This window comes from Paenibacillus sophorae, from assembly GCF_018966525.1.
Lineage (GTDB): Bacteria > Bacillota > Bacilli > Paenibacillales > Paenibacillaceae > Paenibacillus_AQ > Paenibacillus_AQ sophorae.
Window position 1 is genome coordinate 3872191 of record NZ_CP076607.1, and the last position, 18350, is coordinate 3890540.

At 50.3% G+C, this 18350-nt stretch carries 20 protein-coding genes; 2 read left to right on the top strand and 18 right to left on the bottom strand.

All coding sequences use genetic code 11. From position 1 onward, the window contains the following. Positions 1-519: 519 nt before the first annotated feature. The 4 genes from KP014_RS18250 to KP014_RS18265 form a co-directional block, all read right to left on the bottom strand. A complete protein-coding gene (locus tag KP014_RS18250; RefSeq protein WP_090833699.1) occupies positions 520-852 on the bottom strand; it encodes a hypothetical protein in 333 nt (110 codons plus the stop codon). A 560-nt stretch (positions 853-1412) separates the two neighbouring features. Then, positions 1413-2681, bottom strand: a complete 1269-nt coding sequence (locus tag KP014_RS18255) for an Nramp family divalent metal transporter (protein WP_036587605.1) — start codon at positions 2679-2681, stop codon at positions 1413-1415. Positions 2682-2923: 242 nt separating this feature from the next. Then, positions 2924-4123, bottom strand: a complete 1200-nt coding sequence (locus KP014_RS18260) for an MFS transporter (protein WP_036587595.1) — start codon at positions 4121-4123, stop codon at positions 2924-2926. Positions 4124-4128: 5 nt separating this feature from the next. Next, on the bottom strand, positions 4129-4932 hold the full coding sequence (locus KP014_RS18265) for an ABC transporter ATP-binding protein (RefSeq protein ID WP_051499247.1): 804 nt from the start codon (positions 4930-4932) through the stop codon (positions 4129-4131). 147 nt (positions 4933-5079) lie between these two features. Here KP014_RS18265 and KP014_RS18270 point away from each other — a divergent pair, with 147 nt between their 5' ends. Then, the gene (locus tag KP014_RS18270; protein WP_036587593.1) at positions 5080-5886 is read left to right on the top strand and encodes a helix-turn-helix domain-containing protein; all 807 of its coding nucleotides are present in this window, start codon (positions 5080-5082) and stop codon (positions 5884-5886) included. A 193-nt stretch (positions 5887-6079) separates the two neighbouring features. Here KP014_RS18270 and KP014_RS18275 read toward each other — a convergent pair whose 3' ends face one another. The 10 genes from KP014_RS18275 to KP014_RS18320 form a co-directional block, all read right to left on the bottom strand. Further along, the gene (locus KP014_RS18275; RefSeq protein WP_090833700.1) at positions 6080-7579 is read right to left on the bottom strand and encodes an IMP dehydrogenase; all 1500 of its coding nucleotides are present in this window, start codon (positions 7577-7579) and stop codon (positions 6080-6082) included. A gap of 156 nt (positions 7580-7735) precedes the next feature. Further along, positions 7736-8767 carry a tagatose 1,6-diphosphate aldolase gene (locus KP014_RS18280; protein WP_036602899.1) on the bottom strand — a complete coding sequence of 344 codons (1032 nt, stop codon included), beginning with the start codon at positions 8765-8767 and terminating at the stop codon, positions 7736-7738. A gap of 88 nt (positions 8768-8855) precedes the next feature. Next, positions 8856-9506: an ABC-2 transporter permease gene (locus KP014_RS18285; RefSeq protein WP_036602896.1), complete on the bottom strand. Its 651-nt coding sequence runs from the start codon at positions 9504-9506 to the stop codon at positions 8856-8858. Beyond that, a complete protein-coding gene (locus KP014_RS18290) occupies positions 9499-10365 on the bottom strand; it encodes an ABC transporter ATP-binding protein (RefSeq protein WP_036602893.1) in 867 nt (288 codons plus the stop codon). The genes KP014_RS18285 and KP014_RS18290 overlap by 8 nt, the downstream gene beginning before the upstream one ends. Then, positions 10362-10739, bottom strand: a complete 378-nt coding sequence (locus KP014_RS18295) for a GntR family transcriptional regulator (RefSeq protein WP_036602890.1) — start codon at positions 10737-10739, stop codon at positions 10362-10364. The genes KP014_RS18290 and KP014_RS18295 overlap by 4 nt, the downstream gene beginning before the upstream one ends. A gap of 27 nt (positions 10740-10766) precedes the next feature. Beyond that, positions 10767-11192: an SDR family NAD(P)-dependent oxidoreductase gene (locus KP014_RS18300; protein ID WP_051500563.1), complete on the bottom strand. Its 426-nt coding sequence runs from the start codon at positions 11190-11192 to the stop codon at positions 10767-10769. Between the two features lie 142 nt (positions 11193-11334). After that, positions 11335-11499 (bottom strand): hypothetical protein, encoded by a 165-nt coding sequence (locus tag KP014_RS18305; RefSeq protein WP_175491730.1) that lies wholly within the window; start codon positions 11497-11499, stop codon positions 11335-11337. 89 nt (positions 11500-11588) lie between these two features. Continuing rightward, complete coding sequence (locus tag KP014_RS18310; protein WP_090833701.1) at positions 11589-12725, bottom strand: metallophosphoesterase; 1137 nt, start codon at positions 12723-12725, stop codon at positions 11589-11591. 189 nt (positions 12726-12914) lie between these two features. Continuing rightward, positions 12915-13628 carry an SDR family oxidoreductase gene (locus tag KP014_RS18315; protein ID WP_036601106.1) on the bottom strand — a complete coding sequence of 238 codons (714 nt, stop codon included), beginning with the start codon at positions 13626-13628 and terminating at the stop codon, positions 12915-12917. Positions 13629-13656: 28 nt separating this feature from the next. Beyond that, on the bottom strand, positions 13657-14208 hold the full coding sequence (locus KP014_RS18320) for an NAD(P)H-dependent oxidoreductase (RefSeq protein ID WP_036601102.1): 552 nt from the start codon (positions 14206-14208) through the stop codon (positions 13657-13659). Between the two features lie 162 nt (positions 14209-14370). Here KP014_RS18320 and KP014_RS18325 point away from each other — a divergent pair, with 162 nt between their 5' ends. Beyond that, positions 14371-14709 (top strand): winged helix-turn-helix transcriptional regulator, encoded by a 339-nt coding sequence (locus KP014_RS18325; protein ID WP_036601100.1) that lies wholly within the window; start codon positions 14371-14373, stop codon positions 14707-14709. 234 nt (positions 14710-14943) lie between these two features. On the opposite strand, the gene KP014_RS18330 is transcribed toward KP014_RS18325, so the two are convergent. From KP014_RS18330 to KP014_RS18345, 4 genes are all read right to left on the bottom strand, one after another. Beyond that, positions 14944-15354: a bacteriohemerythrin gene (locus tag KP014_RS18330; protein ID WP_051500464.1), complete on the bottom strand. Its 411-nt coding sequence runs from the start codon at positions 15352-15354 to the stop codon at positions 14944-14946. Positions 15355-15515: 161 nt separating this feature from the next. Then, complete coding sequence (locus tag KP014_RS18335; protein WP_090833702.1) at positions 15516-16787, bottom strand: MFS transporter; 1272 nt, start codon at positions 16785-16787, stop codon at positions 15516-15518. Between the two features lie 61 nt (positions 16788-16848). Continuing rightward, positions 16849-17559, bottom strand: coding sequence for an SDR family NAD(P)-dependent oxidoreductase (locus tag KP014_RS18340; RefSeq protein WP_036598854.1), 711 nt, complete (start codon positions 17557-17559; stop codon positions 16849-16851). Between the two features lie 58 nt (positions 17560-17617). Next, positions 17618-18202, bottom strand: coding sequence for a TetR/AcrR family transcriptional regulator (locus tag KP014_RS18345; RefSeq protein ID WP_036598851.1), 585 nt, complete (start codon positions 18200-18202; stop codon positions 17618-17620). Positions 18203-18350 lie beyond the last annotated feature (148 nt).

Below are 18350 nucleotides of genomic sequence, written 5' to 3' on the forward strand. Positions count from 1 at the left end.
CAATATGGCGGTGGCCATCATGCGTGCCCGTGTATGCGACAAGACGGTTCTCTCCGTTATAGCAGTTCATACGATTAATGGGTAGTCATTGCTAACGATTGACGAGGAATCGAAAGCTCATATGATTATCTTTGCTCAAGAGTATTCAGCGAATCTCCATTGAGAGTGTCACATAAGTGCAACGGTTTGCAAGGACTTACTGAGTTATTTTTGGCCGGATCACGTTTTGGTGAAGGTGAACTATTCACGCGGCGGGATGGCGGGGCAGTTCCCTGAGTTTGGAGTCACCCTCTTGTGGGAGCGTTGATGCAGCGCAGCACTGGCCTGAAGTTCAGGAGAACTGGGAGGAGCGGGAGGGGGATTTCGACGCGACTAGCACGCCACTGCAGAGTGAGTCAGTTTCGATGTGTACGGCCACACAACCCACACAATCAACATCAGCAAAAAAACAATGATCCCCGCTTGGCCGTGTGGCTGGGCGGGGATTTTTTGTTTATTGTGCTGCTTTATAACGTACTCTTACCTTGTTATCGCGTATACGCTTACTACAAAGTTGGCTGTTGCGTCATTTGGATTTGCAATATAAAGAGATCCGCTTTCATAAACATCTGTATACTTACCGTTAACTACGCCAGAAAAAATAGTTGGATCGCTGCCGCCGCTTACATCTCGCGCTACATTGAAACTTATCGAATTGGGATTATCATTTCCAGTAGACGATATTTCCCATTGAAAATTGATTGTGTTGGCAGGAAGAGTTACCGTTGAAAAGTTCCCGCTGGAACGGCTTGACTGGCCAGGTTGAGGGGTTGGTGAAGAAGTAACGCTGGAAATAAGTATTTTGGTTGACATACAATATCATCCCTTCATTTTTGTGATGACTTACAAAAACATGTATATGGATAATTTTATAAATTATTACGATATTTTCATGTTCTGAGAGCCCTGTCGATCCACTGCGCCATTCGGTAAGCGATCCGAAGCGTATCATCGTGCCTATTTCGAACTAATGCTTGCCGCCGAAACGTTGTTGGCTGTTGCGCTCTTTGAATGGAACAAAGAAAAAACGAGGGATGATGAGGGCTGCGTCCACGGCGAAATGCGGGCACGAGCAGCGGCTTGTGGTTCTAAATGGGTGATATGTCCGAGGAGAGGCCACTGAAAAAGCTACGTTTTTTCCTTGAAGCATTGATTTTTATGGTTGATGTGACAGAAAAATAAGAAGGTTTGCAGGAAACACCGCTTGTTCCGCCGAAAGCAGACTGAGCAGACGAATCTGCTGTCCCCCACATCCCCCTGCACGACGACGAGCGGCGCTATACCCCAGCAAAAAACGGGTGCTGCCCTTTACGGACAACACCCGTAGCTCTTTTTCTAATGCAGCTCGAATTGGATGTCAGGCAAGCAGCATCTTAAGCAATCAACGTCTCGGCAATCAGGAACAAGTTCAGCGAGACGACAATACCGGCAATAATCCAGCCGAGCACCGAAGTGATCCGGCGGTTGACCAGCCCACCCATCAGTTTGCGGTCGCTAGTGAAGACAATAAGCGGAATCAGCGCAAACGCGATGCCGAAGGAGAGAATAACCTGGCTCATTACAAGCGCCCGGGTCGCATCGACACCGGACAAGATCACAGCAAGAGGCGGAATGCTTGTAATCGCCCGGCGGAGATACAGATTGATTCTTTTATTGATAAATCCCTGCATGACAACGTCGCCCGCCATTGTGCCTACAGAAGCGCTGGAGAGTCCCGCAATCAGCAGACCCAATCCAAAAGAAATGGCCGTAACCGGACCGACCAACTGGCCGAATTGATGAAAGGCTGCATCCAAATCCTCGACAGCAAGACCGTTCTTGAAAAAAGTCGCCGCTGAAACGATCACCATAGCCATATTAACTGCGCCTGCAATGAACATGGCAATCAGGATGTCGATGAACTCCAGCTTGAAAATTTTCTTCTTCTCCGCATCGTTTCTGCCGACAATCCGGTTCTGGGTAAGTGAAGAATGCAGATAGATCGCATGCGGCATGACGGTTGCCCCGAGAATACCCGCCGCCAGCAGCACGCTGTCGACGCCTTGAAAGCTTGGCGTCACAATGCCATGAAACACTTCGCCCATAGCAGGTTTAGCCATGACGACCTGATAAGCAAACGCCAGCACCACGATCAGAATCATGGAGGCGATTCCCGCTTCAAGAGAACGGTATCCCCTCCGCTGCAGTTCAAGAATGGCAAAGGAACCTGCCGCCGTAATCAGCGCAGCGGGCAGCATGGGAATGTCGAATAGAAGATAAAGACCGAGCGCCGCTCCGAGAAATTCCGCCAGGTCGGTCGCCATAATGACCAGCTCGCTTTGTATCCATAAGAAGAAAGAAACTCCTCTGGGGAACCGGTCGCGCGCAACTTCAGGCAAATTACGGCCGGTCGCGATCCCAAGCTTGGCGGACAAGGACTGAATAAGAACAGCCATCAAATTGGAGGCGGCAATAACCCAGAGCAGGAGATATCCGTACTTTGAGCCTGCCGTAATATTGGTGGCGAAGTTACCAGGGTCGAGATACGCGACAGCCGCGATAAAGGCAGGTCCAAGGAATGGCAGAATTCTGCTGAGTCCTCTACCCTTTCCCTGCATTGCTGAGTGGACGGCGAGAAGATCTCTTTCTTGTTGCTGGGCCATGCCCAGAGTTTGAGTACGTTCCATCATATCTGTTTTCCTCCCCGCCTAAAAATTAGCCAAGCACATAAAAGTTTACCTAATGCAACTTTCGATATGATTATTATATTCTGCTTTACCCCATTTGTAAACTTGCCCTGTGCTGCCAAATCAAAAAAATACCCAAACAAAGAACCGGCGATTCAACCGGATGGTTTGGGTGTCAAGAGTGAATGATTTAGAATATGATCAGCGTTATAGTATGGTCAGCGCGCTCCGCCTTTCAGGTCCCACACATAGACGGAAGCCGCGAGCAGAAGCCCGATAAAGGAAAACAGCGACCCGAACCAGGGCAGAGCCCCCAGACCAATATGCGTGATAATGAATCCTCCGAAAAAGGCGCCAAAAGCATTGCCTAAATTCAGCGCGGAATGATTTGAAGTCGAAGCGAGTGCCGGAGCGTCCTTCGCAAGCGTCATAATCCGGATCTGAAGACCGGGCAAGACCCCGAAAGCTCCGACACCCCACAAAAATATAGTGGCGACTGCGAGCCCCGGAATATGTACCGAATACGCGAAAAATGCCAGAATAGCGGCCAGAAATGCGAAACTCCCTAGCATCACGGGCATAAGCTTCCAATCGGCGAGCCTGCCTCCTATAATATTTCCCGTCGTCACGCCGACTCCGAACAGTACGAGAATCAAGGCCACGCTGCTCTCCGAGAATCCCGTGATGTCCTCCAGCAGCGGCGTAATATAAGTGAAGACGGTGAATAGACTGCTGCATCCCAGCGCTCCCGTCAGCAGAACCAGCAGCAGCTTCGGCTGCAGCAGTGCGCGAAGCTGGCGCGTAAGGCTTGACGTCTCCTCCGCCTTAATTACAGGCACGAGCAGCAGAATGCCGGCAAGCGATAGCACGCCCATCACGGCAACGGCGCCGAACGACGCCCGCCAGCCCAGATGCTGGCCGATAAACGTCCCGATCGGAACTCCGATAATATTGGCCACGGTAAGACCGGCCATCATAATCGAAACCGCCGCCGCGCGTCGTCCCGGCTTCACAAGACCTGCCGCAATTACGGAGCCGACGCCGAAAAAGGTGCCGTGGGCCAAAGCAGTGAACAGTCTGGCCCCCATCAGTACGGCGTAATTCGGCGCAATTGCCGCAATACCGTTCCCCAAAGTGAAGAAGATCATCAGCAGACAGAGCAGCTGCTTCTGTGGCAGCCTATGGGTCAGCATCGCCAGAATCGGAGCTCCGATAGCAACGCCCAGCGCATAGCTGGTAATCAGCTGCCCTGCCGAGGCGATCGACACATGAAGATCCTCGGCAACATTAGGCAGGATGCCCATAATTACGAATTCGGTCATTCCAATCGCAAAAGCGCCGAGCGTTAAAGACAGCAGCGCCAAAGGAAAACGCTCCTTGGCTTCGGCTCGGGGATTCGTGGTGTATGAAGTTTCCAATGCTTTTATTCTCCTTTGCCCGGTCTGTTATTGCCGGGAAAAATATAGGTTCGGTCGCCGCTTTGCTCCACCGAGACGGGCGCTTCAAAAAAACGGCTGAGCGTCTCTGCGTTCAGCATGTGAGACGTTTTGCCGGAATCGAATACCCTGCCTTTCCTGAATAACAGCGTATGGCTGAAGGCGGGCAGAATTTCCTCCGTATGATGGGTCACGTAAATGAGGGAAGGCCCCTTCTCACTCATGGTCAACTCTTCAATACTTTCCAGCAGCCGCTCCCGGGCAAACAAATCCAGGCCGTTGCACGGTTCGTCCAGGATCAGAATTTTCGGCTCGGCCATCAGGGCGCGGGCAATCAGCACCTTCTGCTTCTCCCCCTGTGAACAGGTACGGTACTCGCGGTCCCACAAATGCCCGCATCCGAGCTTCTCCATCAATGCCCGGGCCCGCTCGAAATCCTCCTCCGGCGCATTGGCGTACAGTCCGATCGAGGCATGCTTCCCGCTGATCACGACAAGCTGTGTCCGGTCTGATCCGTGCAGCTTTTCCTGAAGGGATGAGCTGACCCAGCCGATGGACTTGCGGAGCTCCCGCAGATCTATCTCGCCGAACCGCTCGCCGAGCACATAAATTTCCCCTTCGGTCGGCCAGATATAACCGTTGATCATGTTCAGCAGCGTCGTTTTTCCTGAACCGTTCAGTCCCATGAGCGCCCAATGTTGCCCCTTTTCAATGCTCCAGTTTACCTGGTCCAGCAGCGTCTGCGTCCCCCTTTTCCACGAGACATTGCTTATTTTCAAAATGCTGTCCATTCCCCTGCAACCTCTTTTCTATTCTCGAGATGATCACGTCTGCTTTAACGTATTGTAAACAATCCCAAGTAAAAATGTCATTGTGAAAATTGCTCAATTCATCTGCAATTATTGCTCTCATGCTATAATGAGACGGGGTGAACGCTGATGAAAATGCAAGTTCTGACGGAGAACATCGAGCTGTGCAGATTAGAAGAACATTACGAAGACTCTCCCCATGTTCATAAGAACTGGGTTCAGCTGACCTTTGCCGTCCGCGGCGGCTCGTCCGTCATTACCTCCGGCACATCCGGGTTCATTCCGGAAGGCGAAGGAATCATTCACCGGCCGATGCAGGAGCATCAAATCCGTGTTGATGAAGGAAACCGCGCAATCGTGATCAAAGTACGCCCTTCGCTGTGGGAGTCTTTGCAAAATAATGAAGCAGATTGTATCGCTGTGGAGCAGGTCATCAATCCTGAGGAATTGAACGCGGAGTTCAATCGTTGGATTTCCCCGCTGGTTTTGACTGATGAGGATGACCGATACTGGCGGAGTCTTACGGAGACCAATGTGCTGCAATATCTTACACGAAATCTGAAAAGAGGGGCCTGTCCGGAAACGAATCCTCCGTGTCTTTCGGAACTTTCCAGTACGGGAGATCCATATATGGATCAAGTGTTCGAATACATACACCGCTCCTTTACATCACCGATTCGCATTGATTTATTGTCGTCAATGGCTCTTCAGAGCCGATACCATTTTATCCGCTCCTTCAAAGCGGCGACCGGATTCACGCCTTATCAGTACATTCTTCGTTTGCGGATCCAGCGCGCCAAGTATGACCTCGAATATACCGAAGCTACGATTTCCGCGATTAGCGCGGGTCTCGGCTTTGCTTCAGCCAGCCAATTTTATCGCGCATTCGTCAAAATCACCGGCATGGCTCCCGAACAATACCGCCTGGGACGATAGATGGGCTGAATCGCTGACGACGGGACTCATCTTCGCGGCCAGTCCCCCTTTCGGACCCAAAAGAGGCGCTGCCCCGTTCTCATGAACGGCGGCCGCGTCTCTTGTTTACTGTACATGTAGTTCCCGGATTGCATTATTACCGATTCAAACGGTAGCCCCCATGAAACACCGGGCCGACATACTCATATAACCGTTACTCTCCCGAAAAGCTGGTTTCTTTCATGATAACATCATGCGCGCCGCCCTCGACAAGACTGGTTGCGGATACAAGGGTGATTCTCGCGCCCTGCTGCAATTCGTCGATCGATTTCGACCCGCAGTTGGACATCGTCGACTTAAGCTTGCTGATCGTCTTGTCCAGATTCTCTTTGAGACTTCCCGCGTAAGGTACGTAAGAATCGACGCCTTCTTCGAAGACAAGCCCCGACTTTCCGCCGGTATCGTATCTTTGCCAGTTTCGCGCCCGGTTGGAGCCTTCTCCCCAGAACTCTTTGACAAAGTTGTTTCCGACTTTCAGCTTCTTGGTCGGGCTCTCGTCGAACCGGGCGAAATATCTGCCCATCATGACGAAGTCGGCGCCCATAGCAAGCGCAAGCGTGATGTGATAATCGTGAACGATTCCTCCGTCCGAACAGATCGGCACGTAAATTCCCGTCTCTTTATAATACTGCTCCCTTGCCTCCGCAACCTCGATAAGAGCCGATGCCTGTCCTCTGCCGATCCCCTTTTGCTCACGCGTGATGCATATCGATCCGCCGCCGATGCCTACCTTCACGAAATCGGCGCCGGATTCGACAAGATACAGAAAGCCTTCCTTGTCTACGACATTCCCCGCTCCAATCTTGATATTGAAATTCTCTTTGACGTAAGCGATCGTTTCACGCTGCCACTCGGTATACCCGTCCGACGCGTCAATCACCAATATGTCGGCACCTGCTTCAGCCAGAAGCGGCACCCGTTCTTTATAGTCCTTCGTGTTGATGCCGGCCCCGACGATATAGCTTTTATTGCTGTCCATCAGCGCCAGCGGGTTTTCTTTATGAGCGTCGTAATCTTTACGGAAAACTAGACTTTCCAGCCGCTGCTCCCCGTCCACGATCGGCAGGCAGTTCAGTTTGTGCTCCCAAATCATGTCATTGGCTTCGGGAAGGTTGATTCCGGGCGTTCCGACAATCAGGGAAGAGAACGGAGTCATGAATTCACTTACCGGTTTATCCAGCGAATCGCGGCTAATTCTGTAGTCCCGACCGGTTACGATTCCCAGCAGCTTCCCGGTCGGCGAACCGTCATCCGTAACGGCTACCGTGGAATGGCCAGTAACCTCTTTCAGATCCAATACATCTTTCAAGGTATGATCCTGTCTCAAATTGGAGCGGCTAACCACGAAGCCTGACTTATATTCCTTCACCTTTCGGACCATGAACGCCTGGTCTTCAGCGGATTGAGAACCATAAATAAAAGAGACTCCCCCGCAGCGGGCCAATGCGATCGCCATACGATCATCAGAGACCGACTGCATCACTGCCGACGAGAACGGAATGTTCAAGGAAATATCCGGCTGCTCGCCTTTTTTAAATTTCGTAATGGGCGTCTTTAAGTTCACGTTTGCGGGAGTACAATCTTTTGCCGTTAAATTGGGAATCAGCAGAAATTCGCTGAACGTCCGGGAAGGTTCCGGGTAATAGTAGGCCACTTTTTTCCACTCCTTGTATAAAAATTCCTCACATCATAACGTCAACTAATCCATTTGTCAATGCAAAATATGTGAGTCTATCCCGTTCCGCAAAAAAACGGCCCCAGCAGACGAAAATCGTCCGTGAAGCCTTTTGCAAAACAGCATAGCACTGCTTTATCTCCGTTCCATGACTTCAATTTTGTCCCTGCCTCCATAGAAATCCCACCAGGGGGTCGCCGCCTTAGCCAGCACTTCACCCAGGTGGATCATCCGCCGCACGCCCTCTTCCTTCAACCATGCCCGCAGCGCTTCGGCTCCATTCTTGCCGTAGATCTCAACGCCGTCCTGCCAGGTTGCCCTTCCGCAGAGCACGCCCGAAAAAGGAACCCCGGCTTCGCCGGCAAGCTCCAGCGTCTCGATAAACGTTTCATTCGTTACGCCTGCGCTCAAATAAATGAACGGAACGGTCGTCAGATTCGCCGTATCCTTGAAATGCGCAATCGCCTCTTCTCGCGTATACACGGCTTCGCCGCCCGCGTTGGCCCGAGTGCCCGCCACATACTTCAGGTTAATCGGAACCTCCACTTTCAGGACGTCGATCTTGTACTGGGGCTTTGTGAATTCCTGCATGTATTTTTTCACCTTTTCCGGCTTGGCCTTGGCAAACTCCGCTCCGGCGGAGTCAGTTAGAGTATCGCTGTAAGTGACGGCCTCGAAGAAAAAAGGGATATCGACGGAATCGCATTCCGCTCCGACCCGTTCGATAAAGGCATGTTTAATCGTGTTAATCTTCTCATCGTCGTCGGGGTCGTAGTACATCAGAATCTTGATAGCATCGACGCCCTTCTCCGCGTAGCGGCGCACCGACCATTCCGGCAGCAGATCCGGCAGCCGCCCTTTTTCCGTCGCGTCATAGCCTGTTTCCTCATAGGCGATCAGCAGGCCGGTATCTTTATGCCGTACCGCCGCCGCATCCCAGCCGTATTCCGGGTCGAGCAGGATTGCGCTGGAATAAGGCGTCAGCTCTTCGGAAACGAGTCTTTTGAATTCGGCAACATGCCGTCCGTCCGCTTCGCCTCCGAGAGCGCGTCCAAGCGATTTTCTAAGCGACCCCCGCTGATCGATGGCCGTCGCCACAAACAGCCCCCGGTCATTGGACAGCTTGAGTAACCGGTCGTATTTTCCTTTGGATATTCTCACACTCATCTGGCGTTCCTCCTTCATCTCCTAATATGTCCCAACAGTTAGCCCGCTATTTCGTATTTAACCGCCAGGACGGAGATCAACCAGGAAACTATAAATCCCGGCTGGAGAACAGCCGCAGAGAGACAAGATAGGAAGCCGCCACAAATAAGATGTAGACAGCACCTCCGACCAACCATTTTTCAAGACCCATATCCGCGTTATCCAGAATAAAATTCTTCATTCCCGGAATAGAATTAACGATGTCTCCCTGATTCATCATGCCGAAGAAGATGGCCAAAAAGAACACGGTATTCACATATTGGGCTCCCTTGGGTCCGAGCCAGTAATATAGGGGCAGGTAAATCGAGGCCATCAGCGGTACCGATAGAATAGAAACTCCCAGCTCTCTCCAGTTCATATTTAGGATGTCATATCCCAGCTGCTGCAGCACCAGACTCAATACCAGAACAATTGCTACGCCAATCAAGAGAAAGGGCAGAACCGATACATACTTAGAGACCACGATCATTCTGCGGTGTACCGGAAGACTTAGCGAGAACCTTATATTCACATTTCGGATATCCTGCAGGCAGGAGGTAAGGAGCATCGTCATGCTGGAGAAAATTACAATCAAACTCACGCCGAACTGGGCGGCATTCGTATTCATAATGGATAGAACAATGAGATAGGGAACCATAAACAGCAGATAATTTCTGGACAGCATAAAGTCTTTGCGGATCAAAGAAACGAGATTAGACACGAGCCTTGCCTCCTTTTACAGTGAAATACATAATATCCTCAAGCGTCGGCGCTTCGAGCAGCGCATTTCCCTGAAACGCCCTTACCGCTTCCCGCCGGTCCGGCGCCAAGGCTTCAAATCCGTGAGCCCCTTCCCTTACCCCGACAAAATACTTCCGCACATCCTTATCGAGCAGCTCGCTTCCGCCCTTAACCATTACATACCGTTCCAGCACTTCATCCTTGCTGTCGCTGAAGACGACTTTCCCCCGGTTCATAAAAATGATATAGTCCGCGATCCGGTCCAGATCATTCGTATTGTGAGTAGAGAAGACGATCGATTTGTTCTCATCCAGAATCTGCTCCCCGAGAAGGTCCAGCAGTTCCCTGCGGAAGACGGGATCAAGCCCTGCGGTTGGTTCGTCCATAAGCAGCAGTTCAGCATGGTGGGACAGTGCAACCGCAAGCGAGAATTTCATCTTCATTCCTCTCGACAGGTTCTTGATTTTGGACTTTTCGGACAGCTCGAACATTTCCAGATACCGGGTAAAGGCTGCATTATCCCAATGTTTATAAAAAGGGGCGAGCATTTTCCCCATATTCCGTATGGTCATACTCTCATAGAAATAATTCTCGTCCGAAACGTACCCGATGCGGTCCTTTAAGCCGGGGTTTTCCGCAAGAGTGCTGCCGAAGATTCGCACCTCCCCGCCGCTTGGACGCACCATGTCCATCATAATCTTGATCAGCGTACTTTTTCCGGCACCGTTGGGTCCGATCAATCCTGTGATAAAACCCTTCTTCACCTCAAATCGAACCTGATCCAACGCAAATTGTTCAAAAGATTTGGAAACCTCCCGGATCTCTACTACATTACTCATTCCTGCTCCTCCTTAAGCGTCCTGAATATGTCAACCATTTCCGCAAACCCGATCCCAAGCAGCCTGCTCTCTTCCATGACTTCTTTCATCTTCTCCTCCAAGAGCCGGTATCGCTGTTCACGGATATACTGCTGATTCATGCCGGACACATAGGAGCCTTTTCCTACTAGAGAATTAACAAGCCCTTCCCGCTCTAATTCTTCGTATGCGCGTTTCGTTGTGATAACGCTGATCTGCAAATCCTTGGCCAATTGACGGATTGAAGGCAGGGGGGACCCTGCCGCAAGCTCACCCTGTAAAATCATCTGCCGGATCTGGCTTACAATCTGCGCATAAATCGGTTCTCCCGATGAGTTGGACAAAATGATGTTCATCCTTCACCTCATTCCGCTGCATTGTAATTAATGTATATATATTATATATACAATATACCCATTCTTGTCAATGATAATCCCCTGTTTTTCCAACACCGTTTCGAAGGTGCCGACCAGGTTGTTCGAAATCGTTCCGGCCCACTCCTCCGTCGGAAAATATTCGATCGGCGATGTCATGCCGAGAATACCCGCATTGGCGAATACCGTATGAATGGAGCCCCACTGCTCCGCCGTCTTTTTGACGGCCCGGCTGATTTCTTCTGGATTTGCGGTATCGGCGATGAAGGTGATTGCTTCCCCGCCCGCATTCTTGATCTCCGCTTCGGTCTGGGTGATCGTCTGTTCGTTCTTATCGATAAGACTGACTTTTGCGCCTTCGGCCGCCAAACGAATGGCAGCGGCTTTGCCAATCCCGGAAGCTGCTCCCGTCACAATTGCAACCTTGTCCTGCATTCCAAAAAAGACCTCCCGAATTACCCGGGAGGCCGTATACTCTTAAAAAAGGACACCGATTTCGGTGTCCCGTGTCCCTTACAGGCGAACTTCTCTTCACTTTGGCCTGACCGCAGGATGCTTCCGTACCCGCAAGCCCGCCTTACTCGTAGGAGCTTTGCTCGTTCGCCTTATAGCCCTTATCTCTGCGCAGCATTTCCTTGCGCTTATCCATCTGCTCCTGCTCCATCTGATTGGCCTCGTGAGAGGTCGGCGCCGTCTTCTCCAAATCTTTTACCGTGTTGATCAAATTCTTGTCCGGACTCATGGCCGTTCACTCCTTGACCTTATTATTGTGCCTTCATTAGTGTTTCGGTCAGGAAGGAAAATTATGCATGATCGCCGTATTAGACTCCATTAATTGGTGCTCAGCGACAGGCCGATAATCTCAGAACGGCTGGCCAAGCGGATGGGCGGACCCCAGGTTCCGTATCCGGAAGAAACAATAACATGCAGATTCTCTTTATTCAGATAGCCCCAGTCCAGCTCGAACAGGCGTCTTGTAATCCAGTGGATGGGCGCGATTTGTCCCCGGTGCGTATGACCGGAGAGGAGCACATCGACGCCGGCCCTGGCGGCGGCCTCAAATCCTGTGGGCTGGTGATCCATCATGATGACGGGACGCGTCAAATCCAAACCTTCCAGCAGAGAGGCGACACTCTTGCGGCCTTCGCTATCCATACTCTCCGCCGTTTTGTCCTTCCTGCCTACAATGTACACTCCGGCGGCCTCGGCTACCTCGTCCTGAAGCACGCGTATGCCGACTTCACTCATTAGATCCGTATATTTCTTGATGTCCTTGCCGTAATACTCGTGATTGCCCAGCACGGCGAACACGCCGTAACGGGCCTTCAGCTTGCCTAGCTGCTCGCTCATCCGGTGGCGGACGAAAGGCTCCACGCTGTCATCAAGCACATCCCCAGCCAGCAGCACAATGTCCGGCTTCATCGCATTCATCCGGTCGACCATTTTCTTCAAATGCCGGTTGCCGACAATATCGCCGAGGTGAAGGTCGGATGCCACGGCAATCGTGAGATCCCTCTCAAACCGCTTGGGAAGCCCCAGCGAGTGAACGCGGAGCACCGTGCTCCATGCATTCCGGGAGCCCCACACTAAAAATACAGCAAGCAGCGCCACAATAACCGCTCCCGCTTCGGAAATATAACCCGAAACATCGGCGCCAGTAATGGATAAAATCCAGTAAAACAGATCAGCCACAGGCAATAGAATGATAGCAAACTGCATCAGAGCCAAATAATACGAGCCGATGACTTTGAGAAATCTGGCGAGCGGCTTGAGAGCAGACGGGAGGGGAGCTCTGCAAATCACATACGCAAGAGCGATGACCCAAAAGACCGGCCAGAACACTACCGGACTCGTCCCGGGAAGCCAATTCTGAATAAGCAGCCACGCATGGTAGCCGATATAGAAATTGACCAGACTGAGTAGCAGTACTCCTGCAGCAATTGAAAGGATCAATCGTATTCTCTTCATTCCTATGTCTCCTTTGTTAATATTTCTCTATACGGCAATGGCAAAATGTCATCTTTTATTATAATACTAAATGCATTTGTGCCCAATATTACGTGTGACTCCACGGTTTGTAAACATCCAAAATAAAGGAAGCCGCTCTTCCTTCCCGCAGGAGAGAAGAACGGCTTCCCTATTCTTGCTGCCAAGCACTTAAATTAAAATATGTCCGCCTTCCGTGTGAAGGACGGTACCTGTCACAAAGCCATTTTGGAGCAGGTAGATTACGCTTTGTGCGACATCTTCCGGTTTCCCCACCCGTTTTACCGGGAGTTTGCCTGCCACTGTAGCGTAGAAATTATTGCGTGCGTCTTCAGGCATTTTGCTTCGTGAAGGCGTATCGATAATACCAGGCGACACGATATTCACCCGGATTGGCGCAAGTTCCAAAGCCAGCGTTTGACCCAGATTCGAAACTGCTGCGTTGACTGCTCCCAGTACAGACGATCCAACCATCGATTTATAGGCGACTACGCCAGAGAACAAGGTAATTGAACCGTTCTCCGCAATTTTCGGCGCCCCGTATTTAGCGGCATAGTATTGACCCCAAAATTTGTTCTCGAACAACTGACGGGCTTGGGCCGTATCCGTTTGAAGGAATGGCCCGCCGGATGTTTCCGCAGCGCTTACGACAAGATGATCGAACGTGCCGATTTTTTCAAAAAAAGCTTGCACTTGCTGCTCATCCGTCGTATCCAGCGTATAAGCCGCTGCTTTGGCTCCCAGTTGTTCTTTCGCCTTGTGCAGTTTTTCTTCAGAACGGCTGGCGATGATTACTTCTGCTCCAAGGGCAATTACTTGTTTAGCTGTTTCCAGGCCAATCCCGGAGCTTCCGCCGATAATCACGATTTTTTGATTTTGTAGCATGAATAGTCCTCCTATTTTGTTGGATGAATTAGAAATTCAGTACGGCTTTTAGATGTGCGCCCAGTTCGGATGTAAATTTATCCAACTTTGGATTTTTGATAACATCGTAGCAAGCGAAGCTCTTTAAAGGCTGCATGCCGAGAAATTCCTGTACACGGTGCAAATGAGCGATTGCCGCCTCCAAGCTGTCCCCTTTAAAAAACTGCGTTGGATCGTTAAATGCTTTTTCCGGGGCATTCCAAGTTGTCGAGAACATATATTTTTTACCGGTTAATAACCCGCCTCTTCCATATTCGTCCGCACCCTTGAAAAATAAGCCGTACTCATAGACTTCATCCATATACGTTTTGAGTAACCCGGGAATACTGAACCAGTAGATGGGTGTTTGGTAAATGACAACGTCCGCCCAAATAAATTTCTTATGTTCTTCTTTAATGTTGTATCCGTTTTGAATCGTTGTTGTTTGTACACTATTTTTTTCACTTAAAAAACTCACCATGCTGTCCGTCAACGTTTGGTTCAATTTCCCCTCTGCTGAACCATATTTTTGGTGACCGTTGATAATAAGTATATTTTTCATTTTCTCCATCTCCTTTATTGTATATCTGATCACAAGGATATTATATATATAGTAATTTCATTTTGGGAAGTAGTGATTTTAATTTCATATAGTTTCCGAAAGTATATTATTGTGGTATGATGAGCTAAATCAAGTTAAAAAAATTTTTGGGAGGATGCTTCGATGAGTAAAATCGAACCGATCGTTCTGACCAAAGGAACACCGGGCGAGCCATGCCCCATTGCCAAAACACTGGACGTCATTGGGACGAAATGGACCTTTTTAATTATTCGGGATCTGCTTATCGAGGGAACGATGCGTTTCAGCGACCTGCTGAGATCAATGGATGGAATTAGTCCGAAGACATTATCGCTCCGTCTTAAAGAACTGGAGGATCATGGGGTATTGGAAAGAAAAGTATTTCCAGAGGTTCCTCCGCGAGTAGAATATACGTTAACGGAAAAAGGGAAACGGCTCGAGGGGATTTTTATTGAATTAAAAAGATTTGGGTTGAATTTGTAAAAAAAGCCAACCGGAAGTTTCCGGCTGACCCAAGTATAAGAAAAGCAACGATTGGTGCCCTTTCGAAGATGCCGCCGAATCCTTCATTAGCGGTAGCTTTTCTTGCGATTAAAGAATTGTTCAGCTCCGCTGAAAACTTATAAATTCTTTAATCTTAAGAAAAACGGCAGTTCAGGACGAATCGCCGCCCCGGCTGCCGCTTTATTCCGCTTGCTATGTACTTGTCCCAAAACGCTACGCTTTCGCACCGCGTTCGGCCAGGTAATCCCCAATCAGCTTGTCGCATTTGTTAATATGGGTAATAAGCCAGTCCGTCAAGGTGCGGTTAAGCTTAATGGTAGTCAGAACGGAAACGCCTTTGGTCTTGATTGCTTCTTCCAGTTCAAGAACAGTCTTGACGAAATCGGCATGCTCCTTCTGATGCTCGGATAATTCCGGGAAGTGGATGTCGTTCATCAATTCCTCTTCACTGCCAAAATGCTCAATCGTGTAGTCCTTTAAAAACTTGAGTGTTTCTTCGATCTTCTCGCGCCCTTGCTGATTCGAGCAGGCATCAAAGAACTCATTCAGCTTGACCAGCAGCTGTCTGTGCTGACAATCGATTTTCTCCACTCCGATTTCGTACGATTCCCTCCAGGCTATCATATCCGCATCGCTTCCTTTTACCATAAATTCATACTATTCTTCTATTTATTCTCTCTCTTTCGACTGGAAATAACAGTTAACAACATCACACGACAATTATTTTTCAAAACCGGTTACACCGATCAGAAAGACTTCATTTCAATATAAAAAAGCCTGATTACTCAGGCTTTAACGGCCGCAGCCGATTTACGCATGTTTACGACTCTCATAGCCAGCAGGGAAGCGAACAGGCACAGAAAACCTGCGGTAACGAAAGGAACCGTGTAACTGCCGAGCCATTGTCTAATCACACCGGCGCCGTAAGCTGCCGCGGAAGCACCAAGCTGGTGAGCCACCAGAATCCAGCCGAATACCATCCCCGCTTTTTCTCTTCCAAAATGATCGGCGGTAATTTTGACGGTAGGCGGCACGGTTGCGATCCAGTCCAGCCCATAGAACACGGCAAACACCAGCAGAAGCGTATAACCGCCGTTCAGTGCGTAGGGCAGGAAGATAAGCGACAGTCCGCGAAGACCGTAATACCAGAACAGCAGCCATCTGCTGTCAAAACGGTCGGACAGCCAGCCCGACAGCGTCGTGCCGACCATATCGAACATCCCCATTAGGGCGAGAAGCCCCGCAGCCGCTACAACCGGGATGCCAAAGTCGCCGCAGGCCGGAATCAGATGCGTACCGATAAGTCCGTTGGTAGAGAATCCGCAGAAGAAAAAAGTGCCTGCCAGCAGCCAGAACGTGCCGCTCTTAACCGCATCCTTCAGCGCAAGCAGCGGAGCGAGAAACAGATTGCCATGGAACGGCGCAGGCGGTGCAATCTCCGTCTCTCCAAGAGGAGGAACACCAACACTGAAAGGATGATCTTTCATCCAAATCGCCACGATGGGAATCAGTACGAGCAGCACCGCAATTGTTGTGTAAATGGAAAACCGCCAGCCGAGGCCAACCGAGATCTTCGCCAGAAGAGGCAGAAACAGCAGCTGCCCCGTCGCCGCGCTGGCTGTAAGAATACCGACAACAAGCCCTCTGTGCTTCACGAACCAGCGGCCCGCCACCGTAACGCCCAGCACGTTGGCCAATGCCCCGGTAGCCAGGCCAATGACAACACCCCAAAGCGCAATGAACTGCCAGAGCTCCGTCATAAACGACGTTAACGCAAGGCTGATAGTCAGGAAACTCAGCGTCAGCAGCATGATGCGGCGAACACCAAAGCGGGCCATCAGCGCAGCGGAGAAAGGACCCATCAACCCGTACAAAAATATACGGATGGACAATGCGCCGGACACCGCGGAGCGGCTCCAGCCGAAATCTTTTTCAAATTGCAGCATCAATACGCTTGGAATCGAGCTGATGCCCGCCGATACCAGCAATACGAGAAAAACGATCGCAACCACAGTCCACCCATAATACCACCGGGGAGCTTTATTTATGAACGGCATCCCTTCACTCCTATCCTTATCTCTATCATTGCTTTATATCACACAATCAAGATTCCTTCAATTACCAGGGCAGAGGCTGCCCCATATAAAAGAACTGTCCACTCGGTCCGTTTGCATCAACGACAGCCAAAGCCACAGCCGTCTTGGCGCCTTCTTCCACCGGAATTTCCGCATTTGCTCCGCCCATGTCCGTCTGTACGAGTCCGGGATGCGTCGAATTTACTTTCAGCCCAGTATTCTCCAGCTTCTGTGCCCAATAAGCGGTCAGCATGTTCAGCGCCGCCTTGGAAGCGGCATATGCCGGATCTCCGAGCTTGCGTACCGTTTCATCGGTATGCATTAACGCAATGGAGCCGATCGCGCTGCTCTGGTTCACGATTCGTCCCGCCTCACTTTTCAGCAGCAGCGGAAGCAGTGATTCCGTCAGTAAGAACGGAGCAAACGTATTGACCTCAAAGGTCTGGCGGAAAGCGTCTAGATTTCCTCCAGAAGAACGCAGCGCGATCCCTGCATTATTAATCAGGATATCCAGCTTGCCATAGCGCCGGTCGATCCACTCGGCTAATGCTTCAATGTCGTCCTTATTCGTAACTTCCAACTGTACGCCGATTGCATCAATACCCGCAGCTGATAAAGGCTTCGCAGCCGCCTCTGCCGAGGAGAGCGTACGTGCGCCCATCAGAACGGTGATGCCAAGCGCACCCAGTTGTTTGGATATTTCCAGTCCGAGACCTCTATTGGCTCCAGTAACCAAAGCGATTTTTTGAGTCATGATGATTCCTCCTAAATTATTATTTAAGAATATGCGTTCTTTAATTAAGCAAAAAAAATTAAAATACAGCCGAAAGTGCAACTTTATATACATCCTGTAACGTTTTACGGTCAGTTGTCGTCTTGGCCATGATATGCACTCCCTGCTTCACACCGACTAAGAAACGCGACAGCTCGCGGAGATTATGCTTCCCTTTCAGCCCGCCTTCCTTCTGCGCGCGAAGCAGAAAGCTGTAGAACCGGTTCTCCATATCCAGCAGACTGGCCTCCACCCTGCTCGCCACCTTGGGGTCAAAGGGCGCCAGCTCGACGGCCGTATTGGCAATTAAGCAGCCGCGCCGTTCTTTTGCGTTGTCCATAGAGCTTTCGATCAGCCGCTCGAAAAAGGCGGAAAGCTGCTCTTTCGGATTGCCGGGTTCCTCCAACACTGCAAACAGTTTTCCCGCCGAATGATGCCGGAACCGGTCAAGCGCGGCCAGAAACAAATCATTCTTATCCCCGAACGTTTCATACAAGCTGCCTCTGTGTACTCCGGTATGTTCGCATAAATCCTGAATCGATGTTTTTTCAAAGCCTTTGCTCCAGAACAGTTCCATTGCTTTATCCAATACCGTTTCTTCGTCGAACTCCCGCGGTCTAGCCATTATCACTCCTCCTCTCTGAATCCATCTTAATCATTTAAGAACGCACAGTCAAGTATTATTATGAAAATTTGCAGTTGACAATTTGACAGATACAGTTCGCCCTTTTATCATTTGGCGTGATAATATTACGGCAGGATATCTGCCGATT

Coding starts and splice junctions, on each gene's coding strand:
- KP014_RS18265 (WP_051499247.1), bottom strand. CDS start 4,932: ATGGACAGCATTTTGAAAATAAGCAATGTCTCGTGGAAAAGGGGGACG.
- KP014_RS18305 (WP_175491730.1), bottom strand. CDS start 11,499: ATGAGTCCGGACAAGAATTTGATCAACACGGTAAAAGATTTGGAGAAG.
- KP014_RS18300 (WP_051500563.1), bottom strand. CDS start 11,192: ATGCAGGACAAGGTTGCAATTGTGACGGGAGCAGCTTCCGGGATTGGC.
- KP014_RS18315 (WP_036601106.1), bottom strand. CDS start 13,628: ATGCTACAAAATCAAAAAATCGTGATTATCGGCGGAAGCTCCGGGATT.
- KP014_RS18270 (WP_036587593.1), top strand. CDS start 5,080: ATGAAAATGCAAGTTCTGACGGAGAACATCGAGCTGTGCAGATTAGAA.
- KP014_RS18280 (WP_036602899.1), bottom strand. CDS start 8,767: ATGAGTGTGAGAATATCCAAAGGAAAATACGACCGGTTACTCAAGCTG.
- KP014_RS18325 (WP_036601100.1), top strand. CDS start 14,371: ATGAGTAAAATCGAACCGATCGTTCTGACCAAAGGAACACCGGGCGAG.
- KP014_RS18310 (WP_090833701.1), bottom strand. CDS start 12,725: ATGAAGAGAATACGATTGATCCTTTCAATTGCTGCAGGAGTACTGCTA.
- KP014_RS18320 (WP_036601102.1), bottom strand. CDS start 14,208: ATGAAAAATATACTTATTATCAACGGTCACCAAAAATATGGTTCAGCA.
- KP014_RS18255 (WP_036587605.1), bottom strand. CDS start 2,681: ATGGCCCAGCAACAAGAAAGAGATCTTCTCGCCGTCCACTCAGCAATG.
- KP014_RS18295 (WP_036602890.1), bottom strand. CDS start 10,739: ATGAACATCATTTTGTCCAACTCATCGGGAGAACCGATTTATGCGCAG.
- KP014_RS18335 (WP_090833702.1), bottom strand. CDS start 16,787: ATGCCGTTCATAAATAAAGCTCCCCGGTGGTATTATGGGTGGACTGTG.
- KP014_RS18345 (WP_036598851.1), bottom strand. CDS start 18,202: ATGGCTAGACCGCGGGAGTTCGACGAAGAAACGGTATTGGATAAAGCA.
- KP014_RS18330 (WP_051500464.1), bottom strand. CDS start 15,354: ATGATAGCCTGGAGGGAATCGTACGAAATCGGAGTGGAGAAAATCGAT.
- KP014_RS18340 (WP_036598854.1), bottom strand. CDS start 17,559: ATGACTCAAAAAATCGCTTTGGTTACTGGAGCCAATAGAGGTCTCGGA.
- KP014_RS18290 (WP_036602893.1), bottom strand. CDS start 10,365: ATGAGTAATGTAGTAGAGATCCGGGAGGTTTCCAAATCTTTTGAACAA.
- KP014_RS18250 (WP_090833699.1), bottom strand. CDS start 852: ATGTCAACCAAAATACTTATTTCCAGCGTTACTTCTTCACCAACCCCT.